Origin of the sequence: Phenylobacterium sp., assembly GCF_016793285.1 — a bacterium.
Classification (GTDB): Bacteria; Pseudomonadota; Alphaproteobacteria; order Caulobacterales; family Caulobacteraceae; genus Phenylobacterium.
In genome coordinates this window covers 16,731-36,283 of the sequence record NZ_JAEUMO010000014.1, presented here as the reverse complement: position 1 = coordinate 36,283, position 19,553 = coordinate 16,731, and the positions used below count along the sequence as shown (strand labels likewise).

The window sequence follows — 19,553 nt, the reverse complement described above, 5'->3', positions numbered from 1 at the left end:
GACCACCGAGGACGTACTGAAGCTGCAACCCACGGCGCTGCGCGAGGCCAGCGTGGCCCTGGGCGCGCCGGTGTGGAGGACCATCTTCGCCGTGATCTGGACGTCGGCCCGCGGCGGCATGCTGACGGGGGCGCTGCTGGCGTTCGCCCGCATCTCGGGCGAGACGGCGCCGCTGCTCTTCACGGCGCTGAACAACCAGTTCCTGAGCTTCGACATGACCAAGCCCACGGCGAACCTGCCGGTGGTGATCTTCAACTTCGCGCTCTCCGCCTACGACGACTGGCGCCGCCTGGCCTGGGCGGGCGCCCTGCTGATCGCCGTCACCGTGCTGTCGGTCACCGTCGCGGCGCGCATCCTTGCCCGGGAGAAGACCTCCGCATGAACACCCAGCTCGAAGCCCTGCCGGAGACGGCGGTCCTGCAGCTTCCGCCCGAGACGGTGAAGCTCAGGATCGGGAACGTGAACTTCTTCTACGGCCAGAAGCAGTCGCTGTTCGACGTCACCGTCTCGTTCGCCGAGAACGCGGTGACGGCGCTCATCGGACCGTCCGGCTGCGGCAAGTCCACGCTGCTGCGGACGCTGAACCGGATGTACAGCCTCTATCCGGGCCAGAAGGCCACGGGCGAGGTGATCCTCGACGGCGAGAACATGCTGTCGCCCCGTGTCGACGTGGCCGCGCTTCGGGCGCGCGTCGGAATGGTGTTCCAGAAACCCACACCGTTTCCCATGTCGATCTACGACAACGTGGCCTACGGCGTGCGGCTCTACGAGAAGCTCTCCAAGTCCGAGATGGCCGACCGCGTCGAGGAGAGCCTGCGCCGCGCCGCCCTCTGGGACGAGGTGAAGGACAAGCTGAAGGAGAGCGGCCTCGGCCTCTCCGGCGGCCAGCAGCAGCGCCTCTGCGTCGCCCGCGGCATCGCGGTGAAGCCCGAGGTCCTGCTGCTCGACGAGCCGGCCTCGGCGCTGGATCCGATCTCGACGGCACGTCTCGAGGAGACCATCGCCGAGCTGAAGCGCGACTACACCATCGTCATCGTCACGCACAACATGGGCCAGGCCGCGCGTCTCTCGGACCACACCGGCTTCATGTACCTGGGCCGGCTCGTCGAGTTCGGCGAGACCGAGCAGATCTTCACCAACCCGGTCACGTCGCGCTGCCGCGACTACATCACCGGCCGCTTCGGCTAGGAGGCCGCGATGGACCATACCCTCAAGGCGGTCGACACCGATCTCGGCGGCATGACCCATGGGATCGCCGCGATGGGCGACCTGGCGGTCTCCCAGGTTCGCGCGTCGCTGGATGCGTTCCTCGGCCATGACCTCGACCTCGCGGCCAAGGTGGTGCGCGGCGACGACGCGCTCGACATCCAGGATCATGAGATCGAGAAGGCCGCCGTCCGCTTCATCGCGCTGCGCCAGCCGATGGCCGACGACCTGCGCCGCCCCATCGCGGCGATGAAGATCTCGATGCAGCTCGAACGCTGCGGCGACCTGGGCAAGAACATCGCCAAGCGCGTGATCCGCATGGACGCCGCCACCGACGTCGAGGTCGCCGGGCCGATCGCCGAGCTCGGCCGGCTCTCCGCCGACCGCCTGGCCGCGGTGGTCAACGCCTTCCGCAACGGCGACGCCCCGGCCGCCTACGCCGTCTGGCTGAAGGACACCGAGATCGACGAGCGCCACGAGCAGGTCCTGGCCGGCATCGTGGCCAGCCTGGACGAGAGGAAGTCGGCCAGCCAGACCGCGGGCGACTGGGCGCACCTGTTGTTCATCGCCAAGAATCTGGAGCGCATCGGCGACCATGCGACCAACATCGCCGAACTCGTCCACTACCAGATCACCGGCCGCGAGCTGGAAGGCCGCCCGAAGCTGTAGCCCCTCGCGAACGGCGCCGCGAGCAACTACATTCGCATCTGCTGCGGCGGGCTACGATGGCCCACCGGCGCGCCCGCCCCGGGCCCCGTTCCGGACGGTGGGTCAGAGCGTCGTCGCAAGAGCGCTCTCCCGCCGCAGCGTCCTTCCCGCCCTCAAAAGGGAGGGAAGGTCATTGCTGTTGCTGCATCTGGTGCAGGCGCTGCTGGTGTTCGTGCGCCGCCGAGCGCGGTTGCACGCGGCGCGGGCCGCCGGCCCGGGCCATCGGGCGCGAGACGCGCAGGAACTCGGGCTCGGCGAGCGCCGCGCGGGCCTTGCTGACCCGCACGCCCACCGCCAGCACGCTTTCGGAGTCACCCTTGTAGACGCCGCGCGAGGGCGGCACGTCGGAATAGTCGCGGCCGATCGCGCACGCGACGTGGCGCTCGCTGGCCTCGGAGTTGTTGGTCGGGTCGAAGCCGATCCAGCGCAGGCTGGGCAGGAACACCTCCACCCAGGCATGGGTCGCGTCGGGGTCCGAGCGGTCGCCGTGTTTCTTGTCGGTGAACAGGTAGCCCGAGACGTAGCGCGCGGGGATGCCCCACGAGCGCAGGATGGCCAGCATGACATGCACGAAGTCCTGGCAGACGCCCTTGCGGGCCTGCAGCACGTCGTCGATGGGACTGTCGGCGCGGGTGACGCCGGCCTCGTAGCCGAAGCTCTCGTAGATGGTCTGGTTCAGGGCCCTGACCGCGGTCAACGGGTCCTTGCGGCGCAGGGCGTCGATGTCGTGGTCACGCTCGTAGACGCGTAGCGCCTCGGTCTCGCGGGCGAAGCCGTGCGGGTGCAGGAAGTCGAAGTTCTCGCCGCGCAGGAACTCCGAGCGCAGCCGATCCCACTCGCCCGTGTCGAGGCTCTGCGGCAACGGGGAGGGCGCCTGTGTCTCCACCGCCGCGCGGGCGGTGATCGTCAGCCGGTCGTGCGGCTGCGGTACGTCGAAGTGGTAGACGGCGTTGCCGAAGCTGTCGGCGTAGCTGAACACCTGGGTCGGCGGGTCGATCTCCAGGTCGAAGCTGACCAGCCGCTGGCGCGCGCTGCGCTGCGGCTGCATCCACACCTCCATGACGCTCTCGCGCACGACGGAGGCGTAGCGGTACTGGGTGATGTGGCGGATCTCGAGGAGCAGGTCGGTCTCTCCCTAGGCCGGAAGGCGGTCTTCGAGCGGGTAGGCCACGAAGGCGTCGTAGAGGCTGCGATGGATGGCCGAGCACTCGTCCAGCACGGTCTTGAGGAAAGCGCTCGCGCCCTCATTCTCGAGGTCGGTCATGTCGGCGTACTGCAGGCGCGCACGCAGGCGCCCCGCCAGCCGGTCGGGGCCGACGCGCCCGGCCAGGCCGGCGTGGCGGATGATGGCCGACAGGTGCTGCTCGATCTGGTCGGTGCAGAAGCGGATCGAGCGGGGGAAGTCTTCGTCCAGCGTCAGGAACTGCAGGATGAACCGCGGCTGCATCTCGGCGGTGTAGACCCTAAGGTACGGCTCCAGCGCGCAGCCCATGCGCAGCACGTTGGTCAGCGCGAAGTGGTCCGAGATCGGCCGCCGGCGCCGGCCTTCGCCGAACACCACCTCCAGCAGCGCTCCGATCAGTTGTGCGCGCTCCAGGTAGACCCCCAGCAGGAGGAAGCTCCAGCCCTCGCCGTGGCTCATGGTGGCGTCGCCGGCGCCCTTGAACAGGTGCAGGTCGGCGATGGTGTCGTGCAGGAACTGCTGCGAGCCGTCCTTGAACGACTGCGCCGCCTCGGGATCGTTCATGCGCAGGTAGATGAGGTTCAGCCGCTCCCAGGTCTCGGTGGTGATCTGGTCGCGCACCTGCCGCGCGTTCTCGCGCGCCCGCGCCACCGACGAATAGATCGAGCCGCCGTCCTCGCGGTCCAGCGCAAGCGCCAGGGCGGCGTCGTAGGGCTGCTTGGTCCTGGCCGCGTCGGGATCGCCCACGGCCGAGAGCGCGATCCGCGCCACCGTCGCCGCAGCCTCCGAGCGGTCCAGCGTCGCGTTCAGCATCACGTCGGAGAGCCGGCACATGTGCTCGGCCCGCTCCACGTACCGCCCGATCCAGTAGAGGCTGTCCGCGACCCGAGCGAGCATCATTGGCGCTCACCCTTCGATTCCGAGAGCACCCAGGTGTCCTTCGATCCGCCGCCCTGGCTGGAGTTCACCACCAGCGAGCCCTTGCGCAGCGCCACCCGGGTCAGCGCGCCCGGCGTCACCACGATCTTCTCGCCCGACAGGATGAAGGGGCGCAGGTCGACGTGCCGCGGCTCCACCGCGTGGTCCACCAGGCAGGGCGCGGTCGAGAGCTGGATCGTCGGCTGGGCGATGTAGTTGGCAGGGTCGGCCTTCAGGGCCTGGGCGAACTCGTCCTGCTGCGCCCTGGTGGAGTGCGGACCGACCAGCATGCCGTAGCCGCCGGACGCACCCACGGCCTTGACCACCAGCTTGTCCAGGTTCGCCAGCACATGGCTGAGCTGGCTCGGTTCGCGGCAGAGGTAGGTCTCGATGTTGGGCAGGACCGCATCCTCGCCCAGGTAGTATCTGATGATTTCCGGGACGTAGGCGTAGACGGCCTTGTCATCCGCGACGCCGGTGCCCGGGGCGTTGCAGATCACCACGTTGCCGGCCCGGTAGGCGTTGAAGAGGCCCGCGGCGCCCAGGCTCGAATCCCGCCGGAACGTGAGGGGGTCGATGAAGTCGTCGTCCACGCGGCGGTAGATCACGTCGATCCGGCGCAGGCCCGTCGTGGTGCGCATGTAGACCATGTTGTCATGCACCACGAGGTCGCGGCCCTCCACCAGCGGCGCCCCCATCAGCCGGGCCAGGTAGGCGTGCTCGTAGTAGGCCGAATTGTAGACGCCGGGTGTCAGCACCACGACCTGCGGATCGGGCCGCCAGTCGGACGCCATGCTCTTCAGCGTCGCCAGCAGCAGGTCCGGGTAGCGGTCGATCGAGCGGACGCCCGCGCCGCGGAACGTGCCCGGAAACACCCGCTTCGAGGCCTCGCGGTTGGCCAGCATGTACGACACCCCGGACGGGACGCGCAGGTTGTCTTCCAGCACGGCGAACTCGCCGTTCTCCTGGCGGATCAGGTCCGAGCCGCAGACGTTGGCGTAGGCCTTGTGCGGCACGTAGAGGTTCTGCATCTCGCGCCGGTAGCTGGGCGCCTGCAGAACCAGTTCGCGCGGGACCACCCCGTCCATCATGATCTGCTGTTCGGAGTAGATGTCGGCGAGGAACATGTTCAGCGCCTGCAGGCGCTGGGTCAGGCCCTTCTCGATGGTCGCCCACTCCGACCCCGGGATGATCCGCGGCAGGATGTCGGTCGGGATGATCCGTTCGGTCGAACTCTCGGCGCCGTAGACGGTGAAGGTGATGCCCTGCAGCAGGAAGAACCGCTCCTGCGTCTTCTGCCGCTCGGCCAGCTCGTCCGGGGAAAGGGTGGAGAGCCGGGCCTGCAACGCCTCGTAGTGCGGCCGCACCTCGCCCTGCGGCGTCAGCATCTCGTCGTACGAAATCGCGGGCAGATCGACCTTCGGTCCTGCTTCGTCCCGCTTGACGCTCACGTTGGAATCCACCCGCACCAGCCTCGAAGTTCAAATCTGTAGGACGCTTAGGCGCGCCCCGGAAGCCGCCGAGGGAATTTCGTGCCCGATGGGTGAGCAGATGCGCAGGCGCCTATCATTTGGGCGCCGGTCCGACGTGGCGGATGACAGCGCGGGACCGCCCCGCTACACCCGGCTGCAGGGGGCACGAACTGAGGATTATCGGGCTTGGGTCGACTGCTCACGGCCGTCGCCGCCTCGGCGGTCATCTGCGCACCCGCTGCGGCGGCGCGCGCCGAACCCAAGGCCCAGCTTCAAGGTGAGGTCGACGCCGACCTGCGCGCTACGATCCAGACCGTCATCGGCGACACCGACCGGCCGATCGAGAACCGCTTCGAGGCCCGCCGCCGCGCGCAGACCGCCGCGGAGGACGCGATCGCGGTCCTGCGCGCGGAGGGCTACTACGCCAACGTCGTCGAGCCCGACGTCACCGAGGGCGAACCGCCGCATCCGGTGGTGAAGGTCACGCCCGGCCCGCGCTTCTCGGTCGCGAACGCCGCCATCGCCTGGCAGGGGACGCCGCCCGGCGAACGGGTGCAGACCGCCGCCCGCGCCGCGATGGGCCTCGACCACATCGGCGCGCCCGGCCGCGCCGTCGACATCATCGCGGCGGAGGGCCGCCTGCTCGCCGTGGTGCAGAAGCGGGGATACGCCGACGCGGTGGCGGAGCCCCGCGAGGTGATCGTCGACCATGCCGACCGGACGGTGCGGCCCACCTTCCGCATCGCGGCCGGCCCACTGGTGCGCCTCGACGGCCTCGACCTCTCCAGCGCCGGCCGCACCAACCCCGCCTGGCTCCGCAAGCTGGCGCCCTGGGCCGCCGGGGACGCCTACGATCCCGACGACGTCGGGGAACTGGAGCGCCGCCTGCTCGACACCGGCGTCTACGACAGCGTGACCGTGGCGCTCGCGCCCGCCGAGAAGACCACGGCCGAGGGCCTGCGCCCCGTGGTCGTCAGCCTGGCCGAGCGCAAGCCGCGCACGATCGAGGCGGGTGCGAGCTACTCCACCAGCGAGGGCCCCGGCGTGAACGCGCGCTGGACCCACTACAACCGCCTGCGGCGCGCCGACACGCTGTCGCTGTTCGGTCAGGTCTCGGACCGCGACACCCGCGCCGAGGTCGAGGTCTCGCTGCCCCACTGGCGGCGTCCGCAGCAGACGCTGAAGACCGGCGCGTCGATCTACCGCGTCGAGACCGACGCCTACGACGAGGACGGCGTCGGCGTGAGCGCCGATGTCACCCGCCGCTATCGCCGCACCTCGTACGTCACGCTCGGCGCGTCGCTCGACGCGACCATGTCGACCGAGATCACCGCCGGCACGCTGAGTTCGGTCGGCCGCGACCTGGTCACCGCCGCGGTCCTGGGCGACGTGCTGCTCGACCGCTCCAACGATCCGCTGAATCCCACGGCAGGCTGGAGGCTCTCCGCCCGGCTGGAGCCGACCCTGATCGTCGGCGACACCAACCTGCCGTACCTCCGCGCCGTCACTCAGGGAACCTACTACCTGGCCCTCGACAAGCAGGCCGCGACCGTGGTCGCCGGCCGGCTGCGCTTCGGCCGGATCGTCAACGGATCGGTCGACCAGATCCCCGCGTCGCAGCGGTTCTACGCGGGCGGCGGCGGCTCGGTGCGCGGGTTCCCGTACCAGGGCGTGGGCGAGCGGCTCGCCGACAACACGCCGCGGGGCGGTGTCTTCCTGTTCGAGTCCTCGCTGGAGGTCCGCCGCGAGCTGACCCAGCGCTGGGGCGTGGCCCTCTTCGTCGACGCCGGCACGGTGGGCTCGTCGAACGCGGTCGACTTTGCCGACACCGCCGTCGGGGCGGGCGTGGGCGTGCGCTACAACCTGGGCTTCGCGCCGATCCGCATCGACGTGGCGACGCCGGTCGCGCGCCGCCGCGGCGAGGCGCCGTTCCAGGTCTACCTCTCGATCGGACAGAGCTTTTGAGCGAGACGGACGACATTCCCGCCGCCGTCGAGCGCGCCAGGTCCCGACTGCCGAAGGCGATCCTCGCCGTGGCGGCGACCATCTTAGTCACGCTGAGCGTCGTTCTCGCCGTCACGCGCTACGGCGTCCTCATCCCGCAGGTGCGCCTGCTGATCGAGGCGCGCACCGACGGCCTCAAACTCGGCCGCATCGGCCGCCTCAAGCTGGAGGGGCTCTCGGGCGACATCTGGCGTGACGCGCGCGTCCGCCGGCTCACCATCCGCGACGAGAAGGGCGTCTGGCTCGAAGCCAACAACGTCCATCTCACATGGCGTTACGCCAAGCTCCTCAGCCGCACCTTCGACGCCGACCTGGTCGAGGCGCAGAACGTCCGCCTGATCCGCCGCCCGACGCTAGGGCCGAAGGGTAAGGACCGCGGCCTGCCGGTCTCGTTCCACATCGACAAGGCCGTGACCCGCCTGATCCTCGAGCCCGGCTTTAGCACCGAGCGCGGCGTGTACGACGTGACCTTCGACCTCGACGCCGAGCGCAAGGGCGGCCGCCGCGCGAGGCTGGCGGCGAAGAGCGCGCTGCACGCCGGCGACCACCTCGACCTCGATGTCGCCCTCAGCGGTTCAGGGCCGCTGAAGGTGGCGGCGAACGCCGAGGAAGCCCGCGGCGGCGCCATCGCCGGGGCGCTCGGCCTCTCGCCGGACCAGCCGTTCCGCCTGGACGTGAAGGCGAACGGTACGGTGTCGGCCGGACGGTTCACCGCGATCGCGACCACCGGCGGCATCGCGCCGCTGGTGGCCCGCGGCGCCTGGGATCCCCAAGGCGGGCAGGCGGGCGGGCGGCTGCTGCTCACCACCTCGCGCCTGACGCAGGGGTTGGCGGCGCGGTTCGGAAACGAGCTGCGATTCGGCCTCGGGGGTGTGAAGGCGGGGCCCGGCGTCTACGCCCTGGACCTCAAGCTCCTCGCCGAGGCTGTGAGCGTTCACGCATGGGGTCCCGGCGATCTCGGCAAGCGCAAGCTGAGCCGCGTGCGCCTCGACCTCAGCGCCCCGTCGCTGTCGCGCATCGCCGGCGGGCCCGAGATGGGGGCGGCCCGGATCGCGGGCGCCGTGACCGCCGACGGCTCGGATTTCAGTTTCACGGGGTCGGCTGCGATCAGCGACGCCAACCTCGGCGGCTACGGCCTCGCGCGCGTGTCCGGTCCCGTCGCGTTCGCGCGCGAGAAGGGCGTTCTTTCGGTGAAGGCGCAGCTCGCCGGCGCCGGCGGCCGCGGGCAGGGGTTCGTCGCGACGTTCCTGGGCGGCGCGCCGAGCGCGAGCCTCGAAGCCCAGCGCCTCGCCAACGGCCAGCTCGTGCTGAACCGGCTCGACCTCTCGGGCCGCGGGCTGAAGGTCCAGGCCTCGGGCGGGCGGACGCTCCTGGGTAGTGTGACGCTCAAGGGAGACGCCGAGATAGCCCGCCTGGAGGAAGCGCGTTTCGGCGCCTCGGGGGGCGCGAAGATCGGCTGGGACGCATCGCAGGCGAAGTCCGGCGCGCCCTGGACCTTCAAGCTCGACGCGAGCGGCGACCGCTTCGCCGTCGGCCTCGCCGAACTCGACCGTCTCCTCGGCCGCGCGCCGCGCCTGACGGTCCGGGCCGACTGGCAGGCCGGCCGCCTGGCCGTCGCCGAGGCGGCGCTCGATGGCGCCGCCCTGGACGCCAATGTCGCCGGTGTGATGGAGAAGGACCGTCGTCTCGCCTTCAAGGCCGACTGGAGCGCCACCGGCCCGATCCGCGCCGGCCCGGTCGAGATCACCGGCGGTGCCAGGGGGACGGGCGGGGTCACCGGCACGCTGGCCGCGCCGCGCCTCGACCTTGTGGCCGACCTCGAACAGGTCGATGCGCCGCGCCTGCCGTTGAAGGACGCGAAGCTCGCGCTCACCTTCCAGCGTCAGGCCGACGGGTCGTCCGGGACCGTCGCGCTCACCGCCGCCAGCGGCTACGGCCCGGCCGCGGCGCATGCCGATTTCCGCTTTCCGCGCGGTGGCGTCGACCTGACCGACCTGTCGCTCGACGCCGGCGGCATCAAGGCGTCGGGTTCGCTCAGCCTGCGCAGGTCCAGTCCCTCGGCGGCCGACCTGACGCTTGCCGTCACCAGGGGCGCGCTGATCGACGCCGGCCGCATCGCAGGGACCGCGAAGATCACCGACGCCGCCGGCGGCCCGCGCGCGCAGCTCGACCTGCGCGGCGAGGCGATCCGCTGGGGCGGCTCCGACATCACCGTCCGCTCGGCGCGTCTCGCCGCCGACGGACCGCTCGCACGGCTTCCGTTCACCACTGACGCACAGGGCGCGTCGGGGCAGGGGGCCTGGACCCTGTCCGGCCGCGGCGTCTGGAACGACGTGCAGCCGGGTTACCTCGTCGGCTTCGACGGCAAGGGCACGCTGGGCGGCCGCGACCTGCACACGGTCGAGACCGCCGCGTTCCGCTTCGGCGGGCCCGAGCGCAGCGCCCGCGTGCGCCTGGAGGGCTCGGACGGCGGCCGCCTCGACCTCGACGCAATGATGCGGGGCGAGACCGCGACGGTGAACGCCCGCGTCGCCGAGATGGGGCTCAACGTCTTCAACGCCGACTTCGACGGCCGCATCGACGCCACGCTGGCGTTGCAGGGGCAGGGCAGCCGCCTCGACGGGACCGTGGACGCCCGCCTAACCGCCGCCCGCGGACGGGGCACGCCCGCCGCCCAGGGCGCGAACGGCACGCTGAAAGCCCGCCTCGTCGGCGACACGCTCACGCTCGACGTCGACACCACCGACGACCAGGGGCTCAAGGCCAACGCCAACCTGGTGCTGCCCGCCGAGGCCAGTGCGGCGCCCTTCCGGGTGGCCATCGCCCGCCAGCGCCCCATGCGCGGCCGCTTCTTCGCCGAGGGCGAGGTGCGGCCGCTGTTCGACATCCTGGTCGGCGGCGAGCGCGCGCTCTCGGGCTTCGTCCATACGGAAGGTACGCTGAGCGGGACGCTCGCCGCCCCGCGCGCCGCGGGCCAGGTCTCGGTCCAGCGCGGCCGCTTCGACGACGGCGGGACCGGGCTCAGCCTACGTGACGTGGTGCTGAAGGCCGCCTTCACCGAGGACTCCGTGAATGTCACCGAAGCCCGCGGCGTCGACGGCCACGGCGGTCAGGTGGCCGGGCAGGGCCGCGTCAGTCTGGCCCGCGAGGGGATCTCCAGCTTCCGCCTCGACCTCAAGGGCTTCCGCCTGATCGACAACGAGATCGGCACGGCCACTGCCACCGGCCAGGCCACCATCAACCGCGCCGCCGATGGCAAGGTGAAGCTGACCGGCGACCTTGCCATCGATCGCGCCGACTTCGCCGCCGAACCGCCCACGCCGTCGGGCGTCGTCGCCATGGACGTCAAGGAGATCAACCGCCCCGACGACCTGCCGGCCAGCCTGCCGCCGCGGTTCAAGCGCGGCGACGGCTGGGCGCTGGACGTGAAGCTGCACGCGCCGCGGCGCGTCTTCCTGCGCGGCCGTGGGCTCGACGTCGAACTCTCGCTCGACGCGCACGTCGGCGGCACGACCGCGTCGGCCGACCTTTCGGGCGTGGCCCGTGTGGTGCGTGGCGACTACGATTTCGCCGGGAAGCGTTTCGAGTTCGACGACCGCAGCATCGTCTACCTCTCGTCGAGGCCGCAGAGCATCCGCCTGCAACTCGACGCGGTGCGCGAGGACCCGTCGCTCACCGTGACGGTCCGGATCCGCGGCACCGCCGCCAAGCCCGAGATCACGCTGGTCTCGTCGCCGAGCCTGCCGAATGACGAGATCCTGGCGAAGGTGCTGTTCGAGCGCTCGGCCAGCCAACTCTCGGGGGTGGAAGCCGCCCAGCTCGCCTCGGCCCTCTCGGCGATGTCGGGCGGAGGCGGCTTCGACGTGATCGGCAACCTGCGCAGCTTCGCCCGCCTCGACCGACTGGCCTTCGGCGGCGACGAGGAGTCGGGGGTCACCGTGTCCGGCGGCAAATACCTGACCGACGACGTCTATCTCGAACTCACCGGCGGTGGCCGCGACGGTCCCTCCGCCCAGGTCGAGTGGCGGGTCCGCAAGAACCTCTCGCTGCTCTCCCGCTTCCAGCAGCAGACGGACCGTGTCGGGTCCGGCAACCGCATCGCGGTGAGATGGCGGAAGGACTACTGAGCCGACTCCGACATGCGTCAGCCCCGGACAAGTGTTCCGGCTCGTGACGAGCAGGGGATAGCGACGGAAGGCGCCGGTCAGGCCGTCTTCAGCGCGTAGGCCTGGGTGCCGCGGGTGAAGACCTTGTCGCTGGGCAGCACGGCCGCGATGGGAACGTCCCGCTGCCCTTCCAGCGACACGTAGAGCGCGCCGAAATCCTTCAGCGTCACGTCCAGCAGGGTCTGCAGCGACGGGATCACGAAATAGACCTGCTGGAAGTCGTCGATCCGGTAGGGCGTGAGCATCGTCCGCTCCAGGTCGAAGCCCAGCCGGTTGGGCGAGGGATCGTCCAGGGCGAAGATCGATTCCGCATGGCTGGAGACGATGCCGGCGCCGTAGATCCGCAGGCCCTTGGGCGTCTCCAGCAGGCCGAACTCCACCGTGTACCAGTAGAGCCGCGCCAGGTTGTGCAACTGGCCCAGGCCCAGGGCGCGCAGGCCGCCTTCGCCGTACTTCTGCATGTAGTCGGCGAAGGTCGGGTCGGTCAGCATCGGCACATGACCGAACACATCGTGGAAGACGTCGGGTTCCTCGAGGTAGTCGAGCTGATCCGGGCGTCTGATGAACCGTCCGGCCGGAAAGCGGCGGTTGGCCAGGTGGTCGAAGAACACTTCGTCGGGCGCCAGCCCCGGTACGGCCACAACGCTCCAGCCGGTGAGCCGCTTCAGTTCCTCGTTGATGCGCCGGAAATCGGGGATGCCGGCCCGGTGCAGGTCCAGCGCGTCCAGGCCTTTCAGGAACGGATCGCACGCGCGCTCGGGCAGCAGCGCCGCCTGTCGCTCGTACAGCGTCACCCAGACGTCGTGCTCGGCCTGGCTGTAGCGCTCCCAGTCCTGGTCGACAGTCCAGTCGGCCCGCGCCCCGGGGGGCGGATGCAGGCTATGGAGTTCCCTCGTCTTCATGACCGGCAGAATGGCCGCGTTTGCGTGAAAGTTCCGTTCGGACTTTCCCCCAAAGCGGCATGTCCGCGGAAGGATAATGCAGGCGAACGGACGTCCGCGGCCAAAGCTTGCGTCAGCGTGAGACCGGCAGATCCACGTAGCTGGCCGCCGCGCCGCCCACATGGATCCGCTGCGTCTGGGCCCGGTAGGCGGAGGCGGGCGCGCGGGCGACCTCGGGGACGAACGTCTGAGGATTGCGATCGTAGAGCGGGAACCAGCTCGACTGCACCTGCACCATGATCCGGTGGCCGGGCAGGAAGGTGTGGTTCGCCGCCGGCATCCGCACGCGGTAGGGCAGCACCTGGCCGGGCGCGATGGCCTTCGCCGCCTTCGGATCCTCGCGGTAGCGCCCGCGCATGATGTCGGCCGAGATCATCAGCTCGTAGCCGCCCATATTGGCCTGCTCGCGCACTTCCGGCGGATAGACGTCGATCAGCTTCACCACCCAGTCGGCGTCGCTGCCGGTGGTGGAGGCGAACAGCGTCGCCGCCACATCGCCGCTGACCGTCAGCGCCTCGGCCAGCGGCGCGCTGACGAAGGTCGCCACGTCGGGCCGGGTGGCGAAGTCGCGCTGGTCGTCGGTCAGCCACTGGCTCCAGGTGGAATCGGGCCCATAGACCGGCCGGATCGGACGGCGGCGGTAGGGCACGGGCCGGTTGGGGTCGGCGACGTACTCGGCGTAGGCGCCTTCATCGGCGGGCGCGTCGAAGCCCAGCCGACCGCCCGGCAGCAGGTAGAGCTTCCGGGTCGCCGGCGTCGTCGGCCACGCCTGCGCCGTCCGCCACTCGTTCGTCCCGGTCTCGAAGGCCGTCACGGGCGCGACCGGCGTCGCGGGCGTCCTGCCCTTCAGGTGCTGATCGAAGAAGGCCTTGATCACCTTTCGCCGCGCCCAGAGGCTGGTGTCCGATCCCCACTTCACGTTGCCCAGCGACGAGCCGTCGGTCTGGCTTTGTCCGTGGAACCAGGGGCCTACGAGCAGGAAGTTCATGTCGTTCCTGGCGTCCTTGGCCTCCAGCGTCTTGTAGACCGCCAGCGTCCCGAAGCTGTCCTCCTGGTCGAAGAGCCCGTGGACCAGCAGCGTCGGCACGCTCAGCGGCTGCTTCGCCAGCACGTCCTGTAGCGCCTGGTCGCGCCAGAAGGCGGTGTAGGCTGCGTTGTCCAGCAGCCGGTTCCAGGCGGGCAGGCCGTCGAGCCCCAGCCGCTTGCCCACGCCCTCGGCGTTGCCGGCCTCCAGCATCGGGTCCCACAGGTCGTATTCGCCCCAGATCGGATCGGGGCCGTCCTTGCCGGCGATCAGGCCGTACATCCAGTCGACGTAGCCCTGCCGGAACGCCCCGTTGTGGTAGAAGTCGTCGCCCGTCCAGCCGTCGACCATCGAGTACATCGGCACGGCGGCCTGCAGCGCCGGATGCGGGTTGATCATCCCCATCAGGGTGAGGAGCCCGCCGTACGAGCCGCCCGCCAGCCCGACGCGGCCGTTGTTGTTCGGGACGTTCTTCACCAGCCAGTCGATCGTGTCCCAGGTGTCGGTGCTCTGGTCGGTCTTGCCGGCGTTCTGTGGTCCGCGCAGGGGCGAGTTCAGGATGTAGCCGCCCTCGGATCCATGCCGGCCGCGGATGTCCTGGTAGACGCGGATGTAGCCGTCCGCGAGGTAGTCGGCGTCGGCCAGGCCGGCGTTGATCGTGGCCTTCGGGCTCATGTCGCGCAGGGCGCCCGAGATGCCGTAGGGCGTTCGACCCACGATCATCGGCATGGGCTCGCCGCGCTTCGGGATGACGATCAGGGTGTTCAGCTTCACGCCGTCACGCATCGGGATCATCACCTCGCGACGTTCGAAGTCGCGCGCGAGCGGCTGCTCGAAGCGGGCCGGGATGTCGTTCGGGACAGGCTGCGCCGGCGCGACGGCCGCGAAGAGGAGGGTCGCGAGCCCTGCCGCGACCGAAACCATGACTTTCATGCAGACCCCCGACGCAACCTTGGGGCCTCAGGCTAGATCATGCCGTCAGGCGACCGCTAGGGCCTGCGGCCCACGCCAACCCATCGATGGCCCGCATGCGCGGGGATGAGCGGTAGCGCTAGTGTCCGATGCCCGGACGCAGGGTGTAGTGGCCTTCCTTGAAGGTCTCGAAGATCAGCGCGGCCTGCGGGTGGCCCACAGGCTCGCCGGTGTCGTCCGGCAACAGGTTCTGCTCGGAGACATAGGCCACGTAGGCGCTGTCCTCGTTCTCGGCGAGGAGGTGATAGAAGGGCTGGTCCTTGTGCGGCCGGATGTGCTCAGGGATCGACAGCCAGTACTCCTCGGTGTTCGAGAAGACGGGATCGACGTCGAAGATCACGCCGCGGAACGGATAGACGCGGTGATGAACGACTTGGCCGATCGTGAATTTGGCGAGTCGCGTGCTCATACCGTCGAATCTAAGCCTTCCATGCTGACCAGAAGGTGAACGTAGCCACGCGCGGGCGTCATTCAACCGTCGTCTTCCCAATGATCCGCACTGCGCGCTAAGGTCGCCGCGAAATGAGGCGCCGCGGTTCAATGGGGGTCGCTGCGCCTGCGCAGGACGGGTGATGTCCATGAACGAGGCGCCGCGCGCGCCCAGGCCGCCTCAAGGCGGCCGGGACAGGTCTGTGGGCGAGCCGCCGTGCTACGCCGCGCTCGACCTGGGCACCAACAACTGCCGGCTGCTGATCGCCACGCCCAGCGCGCACGGCTTCCGCGTGGTCGAGGCCTATTCGCGGATCGTGCGTCTCGGCGAGGGACTCTCGCAGAGCGGCAGGCTCTCCGACGCGGCGATGGAGCGCGCGATGGCGGCGCTCAAGGTCTCGGGCGAGAAGGTGCGCCGCCGCAAGGTCGTGAAGTTTCGCGCCATCGCGACGCAGGCCTGCCGCATGGCCACCAACGGTCAGGCCTTCGTGAACCGCGTCGCGAACGAAACCGGCGTCAAACTGCAGGTCATCACGCCGCAGGAAGAGGCGAGGCTCTCGGTCACGGGCTGCCTGAACCTTCTGGACACCGGCCACGAAGCCGCCCTGGTCGTCGATGTCGGCGGCGGCTCCACCGAGCTGTCCTGGGTCGAACTGAAGGGCGTCACCGCCGGCCAGATGCCGCCGGTCCGCGCCTGGCTGTCCGTGCCGATCGGCGTCGTCACCCTGGCCGAGCGGTTCCCGGAGGGCGAGGTCGCCACCGAGAGTTGGTTCCGCCAGATGGTCGAGCATGTGAAGGCCGAGATCGCCATCTTCAGGCGCGCCGATCCGCTCAAGCCGGTGTTCGACGCCGACCGGGCCCACCTCGTCGGCACGTCGGGGGCCATCACCAGCCTGGCCGGCATGCACCTGAGGTTGCCGCGCTATGACCGCAACCGCGTCGACGGCATCTGGATGACCCGCGGCCAGTGCGATGACGCCGCCGCCGGTCTCCTGGCCCTCAGCGCCGCCGAACGCGCCGCCCAGCCCTGCATCGGCCCCGATCGCGCGGACCTGGTGCTCGCCGGCGCCGCGATCCTTCAGGCGGTGCAGGAGCAGTGGCCCTGCAACCGCGTGCGCGTGGCCGACCGCGGCCTGCGCGAAGGCATCCTGCTGTCGCTGATGTCGGAACGCGGCCGTCCGCGCCGCCGCAAGCGCCGTCGCGGCCGCGGCGGTGTAAAGAAGGCCGCATGACCGACCAGCCGCCACCCCGCAAGCGCATGGTGAAGCCGCCGACGGGCGGCCTGGAAGGCGGCCGCGGCAAGCCCGCGCGCCTCAAGACCGCCAAGGAGCGAACGCCCAGCCAGCAGGCCTGGCTCGAGCGCCAGATCAACGACCCGTTCTCGGCCAAGGCCCGCGCCCTCGGCTACCGCAGCCGCGCGGCCTTCAAGATCATCGAGATCGACGACCGCTTCCGCCTGTTCAGGAAGGGCGTGAAGGTCGTCGACCTGGGCCTGGCGCCCGGCGGCTGGACCCAGATAGCCCTCAAGCGCGGGGTCACCGACATCGTCGGCGTCGACCTGCTGCCGGTCGATCCGCTGCCGCCCGCCCACATCCTGCAGATGGACTTCACCGATCCCGAGTGCGGGCCGAGGCTCATCGAGCTCCTGGGCGGCGCGCCCGACGTCGTCCTCTCCGACATGGCCCCCAACACCATCGGCCACCGCGAGACCGACCATCTGCGCATCGTGGGCCTGATCGAGGCCGCCATCGACTTCGCGGTCGAGGTGCTGAAGCCCGGCGGGTCCTTCGTCGCCAAGGCCTTCCAGGGCGGCGGCACCGACCGGCTCATCGCCGGCCTCAAGCTCCACTTCCGCGACGTGAAGAACGTAAAGCCCAAAGCCAGCCGCCAGGACAGCTCGGAGGTGTTCCTGGTGGCGACGGGCTTCAAGGGGCGCTAAACTCCCGCGTGATGCAAGTTCGATTGCACCTGGGGGATGTGTCATGCGAGCTGGATGCTTGGCGGCTCTGATGATCGCGTCGGTAGGCCTTGCGGCGCCGGCCTGGTCCGCCTGCGATGCGATGGGCGACTACCGGGGCGTGGCGCTCAAGCGCTTCAGCGGCAGCGCCGCGTACGCCTACAGCACAAGCCGGATCGCGATCGACGCGGACGGCGCGCCCAACGCCTACCATCCGCAGGACCGAGGCATCGATGCGTTGGCCAATGCCGGGTATCCGAACGGCGGCTGGCGCTCGATCATCGTGCCCGACCCGGCGAACCCTTCGCGCGGCTACGTGCAGCCGTCGGGGCCGTTCGCCGGCTACTTCGTCTCGATGACGACCGTCCAGGACACTGGCAAGGCAAGGACCGATCCCGCGCGCTACGTCGACTCGACGAAGGTTCCGTACATCGTGTTTCCCGGGGCGTTCTACCGGATGAAGGGCACTGGGCATCGCGGCGTGCTCGGGATGGCTCGCAACCTCGCAACCGGACAGACGAGCCCGATGATCTTCGCGGACGGCGGAGCGACGAACCACGAGCTTGGCGAGGTATCGATCAAGCTGGCCGAGAACCTCGGCGGCGCAAATGTGAACCCTCGCACCGGCAGGGGCGCGCCGCGGGGGCCCTTCGCCTACGTGATCTTCCCGGGCAGCGAGACGAGCCCGCCCTGGCCACGGTCCGACGCGGACCTTCGGGACCGCGCAGAGGCCGAGCTTGCCCGGATCGGCGGGTGGGAGGCGGTCACGGCGTGTCTGGCGCGCTAGACGTGCTTGCGGGGCGCCGCTGCTAAGCCTGCGGCGGCTCGGGCATCCTGGCGCCCTCACCAACGATCCAGTCGCGGAAGCGGTCCAGGGCGCGACTGTGCGCGCCTGGCGCGGCGATCATGGCGAAGGCGCTGCCGGATCGGCGGAATCCCAGCGGAGCGACCAGGCGGCCGGCCGCGATGTCCTCGGCCACGAAGGGCCAGCTCACCACCGCGGCGCCCAGGCCCGCCAGTGCGGCGTCCTGCGCGAAGTGGACGTGGGCGAAGGGCCGCTCGGGCGCGGGCCGCAGCTCGACGCCCGCGTGCTCGGCCCAGATGTGCCAGGCCTCCGGGTGGGTCTGGGCCGCGAGGCGAGGGGCTTTCAGCGGGTCGCCGCCGAAGCGCCCGGCGAGTTGCGGCGTCATCACCGCGCCCAGCGCATTGCGGATGAACGGCGTGACGTTGGGTTCCTTGAGCCGCGCCAGCGGCACGATCCGCAGCACCGCCTGGGCGCCGCGGTGAGACGTGGCGTGGGGCGAGAGCTCGGAGAGCTGTAGCCGTACCTGGGGGTGCGCCGCCTGGAACGCCGCTAGCCGCGGGATCAACCACTTCACGGAGAGCGAGGCGTTCACGGCGACGTGCAGGTCATCGCCGCCGGTCCGCACCTTGCGCACGGCCGCGGAGATCTGGTCGAAGGCCTCGGTCAGCGCCGGAAGCAACTCGCGCCCCGCCGCCGTCAGCTCCAGGCGGTTCTTCGGGCCGGAGAACAGCCGCACGCCCAGCGCCGCCTCCAGCGCCTTCACCTGCCGGCTCACCGCCGAGTGCGTCACCGACAGTTCGTCGGCCGCCAGCGTCACCCGGCCGGTCCGCGCCATCGCCTCGAAGGCCTTGAGCGCGTTCAGGGAGGGGAGAGGGCCCGGTGTGAGATTTTCGAACATTCAAGGTCGAATAAGTCTATTTTCTCCCAGAGACAATCCAGGCACTAGCTGGCCATGGAAACCCGTAATTCCCCCGAACCGCCCCTGGCGCCCGTCGACTACGATCGGGTCCAGCACCAGACCTACGCCAGGGGCCGCGCGCTCCCGGCGGACGCCATCGACCGCTACATGGCGGTGTTCGGCGCCTACGTCCCCGTGCGTCGGCCCCTCGCAGGCATCGACCTCGGCTCTGGGACCGGCCGGTTCAGTCCGGCGCTCGCCGACGCGTTCGGCGGTCCGATCTGGGGTGTCGAGCCGGCCGACGGCATGCGCGCCGCGGCCGAGGCGGATGCCGCCCATCCGCGTGTGACCTACCTGGCCGGCCGCGCGGAGGCGATCCCACGGTCCGACCGCTGCGCGGACTTCGTGCTGATGTTCCTCTCGTACCATCACGTGGCCGACAAGCCGGCCGCGGCCCGGGAGATCGCCCGTGTCCTGAAGCCGGGCGGCCGGCTGATCCTGCGCAGCACCTTCCAGGAGCGGATTCCCGACCACTGGTGGCGCAGCTACTTCCCGCGCAGCGCCGACGTCGAGCGGGCCATGTTCCCGACCGAGCCCGAGACCCGCGCGCTGTTCGAGGCGGCCGGCTTCACCACCGTCGAGTCCGTGCAGATGGAGGTCCCGTTCGAAGGCGACATCGCCAGCCTCGTCGCGAGGCTGAAGCACCGCGCCGTCTCCACCTTCGAGCACATGACGGAGGACGAACTCAGCGAAGGCTTCGCCCGTATCGACGCCGACCTCGCCGCGGGCGCCATCGTCGAGAAGCCCACGCTGGGCGACTTCATCGTCTTCGAGACCCCACAGGAGCCCGCAATCGCATGAACGCCCCCT

At 70.3% G+C, this 19,553-nt stretch carries 16 protein-coding genes; 9 read left to right on the top strand and 7 right to left on the bottom strand.

Going from position 1 to position 19,553, the window contains the following annotated elements; genetic code table 11:
* The 3 genes from JNL41_RS01870 to phoU all read left to right on the top strand — a co-directional run.
* The coding region (locus JNL41_RS01870; protein WP_293472567.1) for an ABC transporter permease subunit at positions 1-382 on the top strand (382 nt) is incomplete at its 5' end.
* On the top strand, positions 379-1,188 hold the full coding sequence (pstB, locus tag JNL41_RS01865) for a phosphate ABC transporter ATP-binding protein PstB (RefSeq protein ID WP_293472566.1): 810 nt from the start codon (positions 379-381) through the stop codon (positions 1,186-1,188). The genes JNL41_RS01870 and pstB, both read left to right, overlap by 4 nt.
* A 9-nt stretch (positions 1,189-1,197) precedes the next feature.
* The gene (phoU, locus tag JNL41_RS01860; protein ID WP_293472565.1) at positions 1,198-1,875 is read left to right on the top strand and encodes a phosphate signaling complex protein PhoU; all 678 of its coding nucleotides are present in this window, start codon (positions 1,198-1,200) and stop codon (positions 1,873-1,875) included.
* 169 nt (positions 1,876-2,044) lie between these two features.
* On the opposite strand, the gene JNL41_RS01855 is transcribed toward phoU, so the two are convergent.
* The 3 genes from JNL41_RS01855 to JNL41_RS01845 are packed head-to-tail and all read right to left on the bottom strand — an operon-like array spanning position 2,045 to position 5,403.
* Positions 2,045-3,025, bottom strand: coding sequence for a transglutaminase family protein (locus JNL41_RS01855; RefSeq protein WP_293472569.1), 981 nt, complete (start codon positions 3,023-3,025; stop codon positions 2,045-2,047).
* Positions 3,026-3,049: 24 nt separating this feature from the next.
* The gene (locus JNL41_RS01850; RefSeq protein ID WP_293472564.1) at positions 3,050-3,997 is read right to left on the bottom strand and encodes an alpha-E domain-containing protein; all 948 of its coding nucleotides are present in this window, start codon (positions 3,995-3,997) and stop codon (positions 3,050-3,052) included.
* On the bottom strand, positions 3,994-5,403 hold the full coding sequence (locus tag JNL41_RS01845) for a circularly permuted type 2 ATP-grasp protein (protein ID WP_365697730.1): 1,410 nt from the start codon (positions 5,401-5,403) through the stop codon (positions 3,994-3,996). The genes JNL41_RS01850 and JNL41_RS01845 overlap by 4 nt, the downstream gene beginning before the upstream one ends.
* 270 nt (positions 5,404-5,673) lie before the next feature.
* Here JNL41_RS01845 and JNL41_RS01840 point away from each other — a divergent pair, with 270 nt between their 5' ends.
* Positions 5,674-7,452 (top strand): autotransporter assembly complex family protein, encoded by a 1,779-nt coding sequence (locus JNL41_RS01840; protein WP_293472563.1) that lies wholly within the window; start codon positions 5,674-5,676, stop codon positions 7,450-7,452.
* Positions 7,449-11,618, top strand: a complete 4,170-nt coding sequence (locus JNL41_RS01835) for a translocation/assembly module TamB domain-containing protein (protein WP_293472562.1) — start codon at positions 7,449-7,451, stop codon at positions 11,616-11,618. Before JNL41_RS01840 ends, JNL41_RS01835 begins: the two co-directional genes overlap by 4 nt.
* Before the next feature lie 77 nt (positions 11,619-11,695).
* On the opposite strand, the gene phhA is transcribed toward JNL41_RS01835, so the two are convergent.
* The 3 genes from phhA to hspQ all read right to left on the bottom strand — a co-directional run bounded on the left by phhA (position 11,696) and on the right by hspQ (position 15,003).
* Positions 11,696-12,559, bottom strand: a complete 864-nt coding sequence (phhA, locus tag JNL41_RS01830; RefSeq protein WP_293472561.1) for a phenylalanine 4-monooxygenase — start codon at positions 12,557-12,559, stop codon at positions 11,696-11,698.
* Positions 12,560-12,671: 112 nt separating this feature from the next.
* Positions 12,672-14,555, bottom strand: coding sequence for a CocE/NonD family hydrolase (locus tag JNL41_RS01825; RefSeq protein ID WP_293472560.1), 1,884 nt, complete (start codon positions 14,553-14,555; stop codon positions 12,672-12,674).
* 118 nt (positions 14,556-14,673) lie between these two features.
* Positions 14,674-15,003 (bottom strand): heat shock protein HspQ, encoded by a 330-nt coding sequence (hspQ, locus tag JNL41_RS01820; protein WP_293472559.1) that lies wholly within the window; start codon positions 15,001-15,003, stop codon positions 14,674-14,676.
* Positions 15,004-15,172: 169 nt separating this feature from the next.
* Between hspQ and JNL41_RS01815 the strand changes: the two genes are divergently transcribed.
* The 3 genes from JNL41_RS01815 to JNL41_RS01805 all read left to right on the top strand — a co-directional run bounded on the left by JNL41_RS01815 (position 15,173) and on the right by JNL41_RS01805 (position 17,767).
* Positions 15,173-16,255: a Ppx/GppA phosphatase family protein gene (locus JNL41_RS01815; protein WP_293472568.1), complete on the top strand. Its 1,083-nt coding sequence runs from the start codon at positions 15,173-15,175 to the stop codon at positions 16,253-16,255.
* Positions 16,252-16,962, top strand: coding sequence for an RlmE family RNA methyltransferase (locus tag JNL41_RS01810; RefSeq protein WP_293472558.1), 711 nt, complete (start codon positions 16,252-16,254; stop codon positions 16,960-16,962). Before JNL41_RS01815 ends, JNL41_RS01810 begins: the two co-directional genes overlap by 4 nt.
* Before the next feature lie 70 nt (positions 16,963-17,032).
* Complete coding sequence (locus JNL41_RS01805; RefSeq protein ID WP_293472557.1) at positions 17,033-17,767, top strand: glycoside hydrolase family 75 protein; 735 nt, start codon at positions 17,033-17,035, stop codon at positions 17,765-17,767.
* Between the two features lie 22 nt (positions 17,768-17,789).
* On the opposite strand, the gene JNL41_RS01800 is transcribed toward JNL41_RS01805, so the two are convergent.
* A complete protein-coding gene (locus JNL41_RS01800; protein WP_293472556.1) occupies positions 17,790-18,683 on the bottom strand; it encodes a LysR family transcriptional regulator in 894 nt (297 codons plus the stop codon).
* Between the two features lie 54 nt (positions 18,684-18,737).
* Between JNL41_RS01800 and JNL41_RS01795 the strand changes: the two genes are divergently transcribed.
* On the top strand, positions 18,738-19,544 hold the full coding sequence (locus JNL41_RS01795) for a class I SAM-dependent methyltransferase (protein ID WP_293472555.1): 807 nt from the start codon (positions 18,738-18,740) through the stop codon (positions 19,542-19,544).
* Positions 19,545-19,553 lie beyond the last annotated feature (9 nt).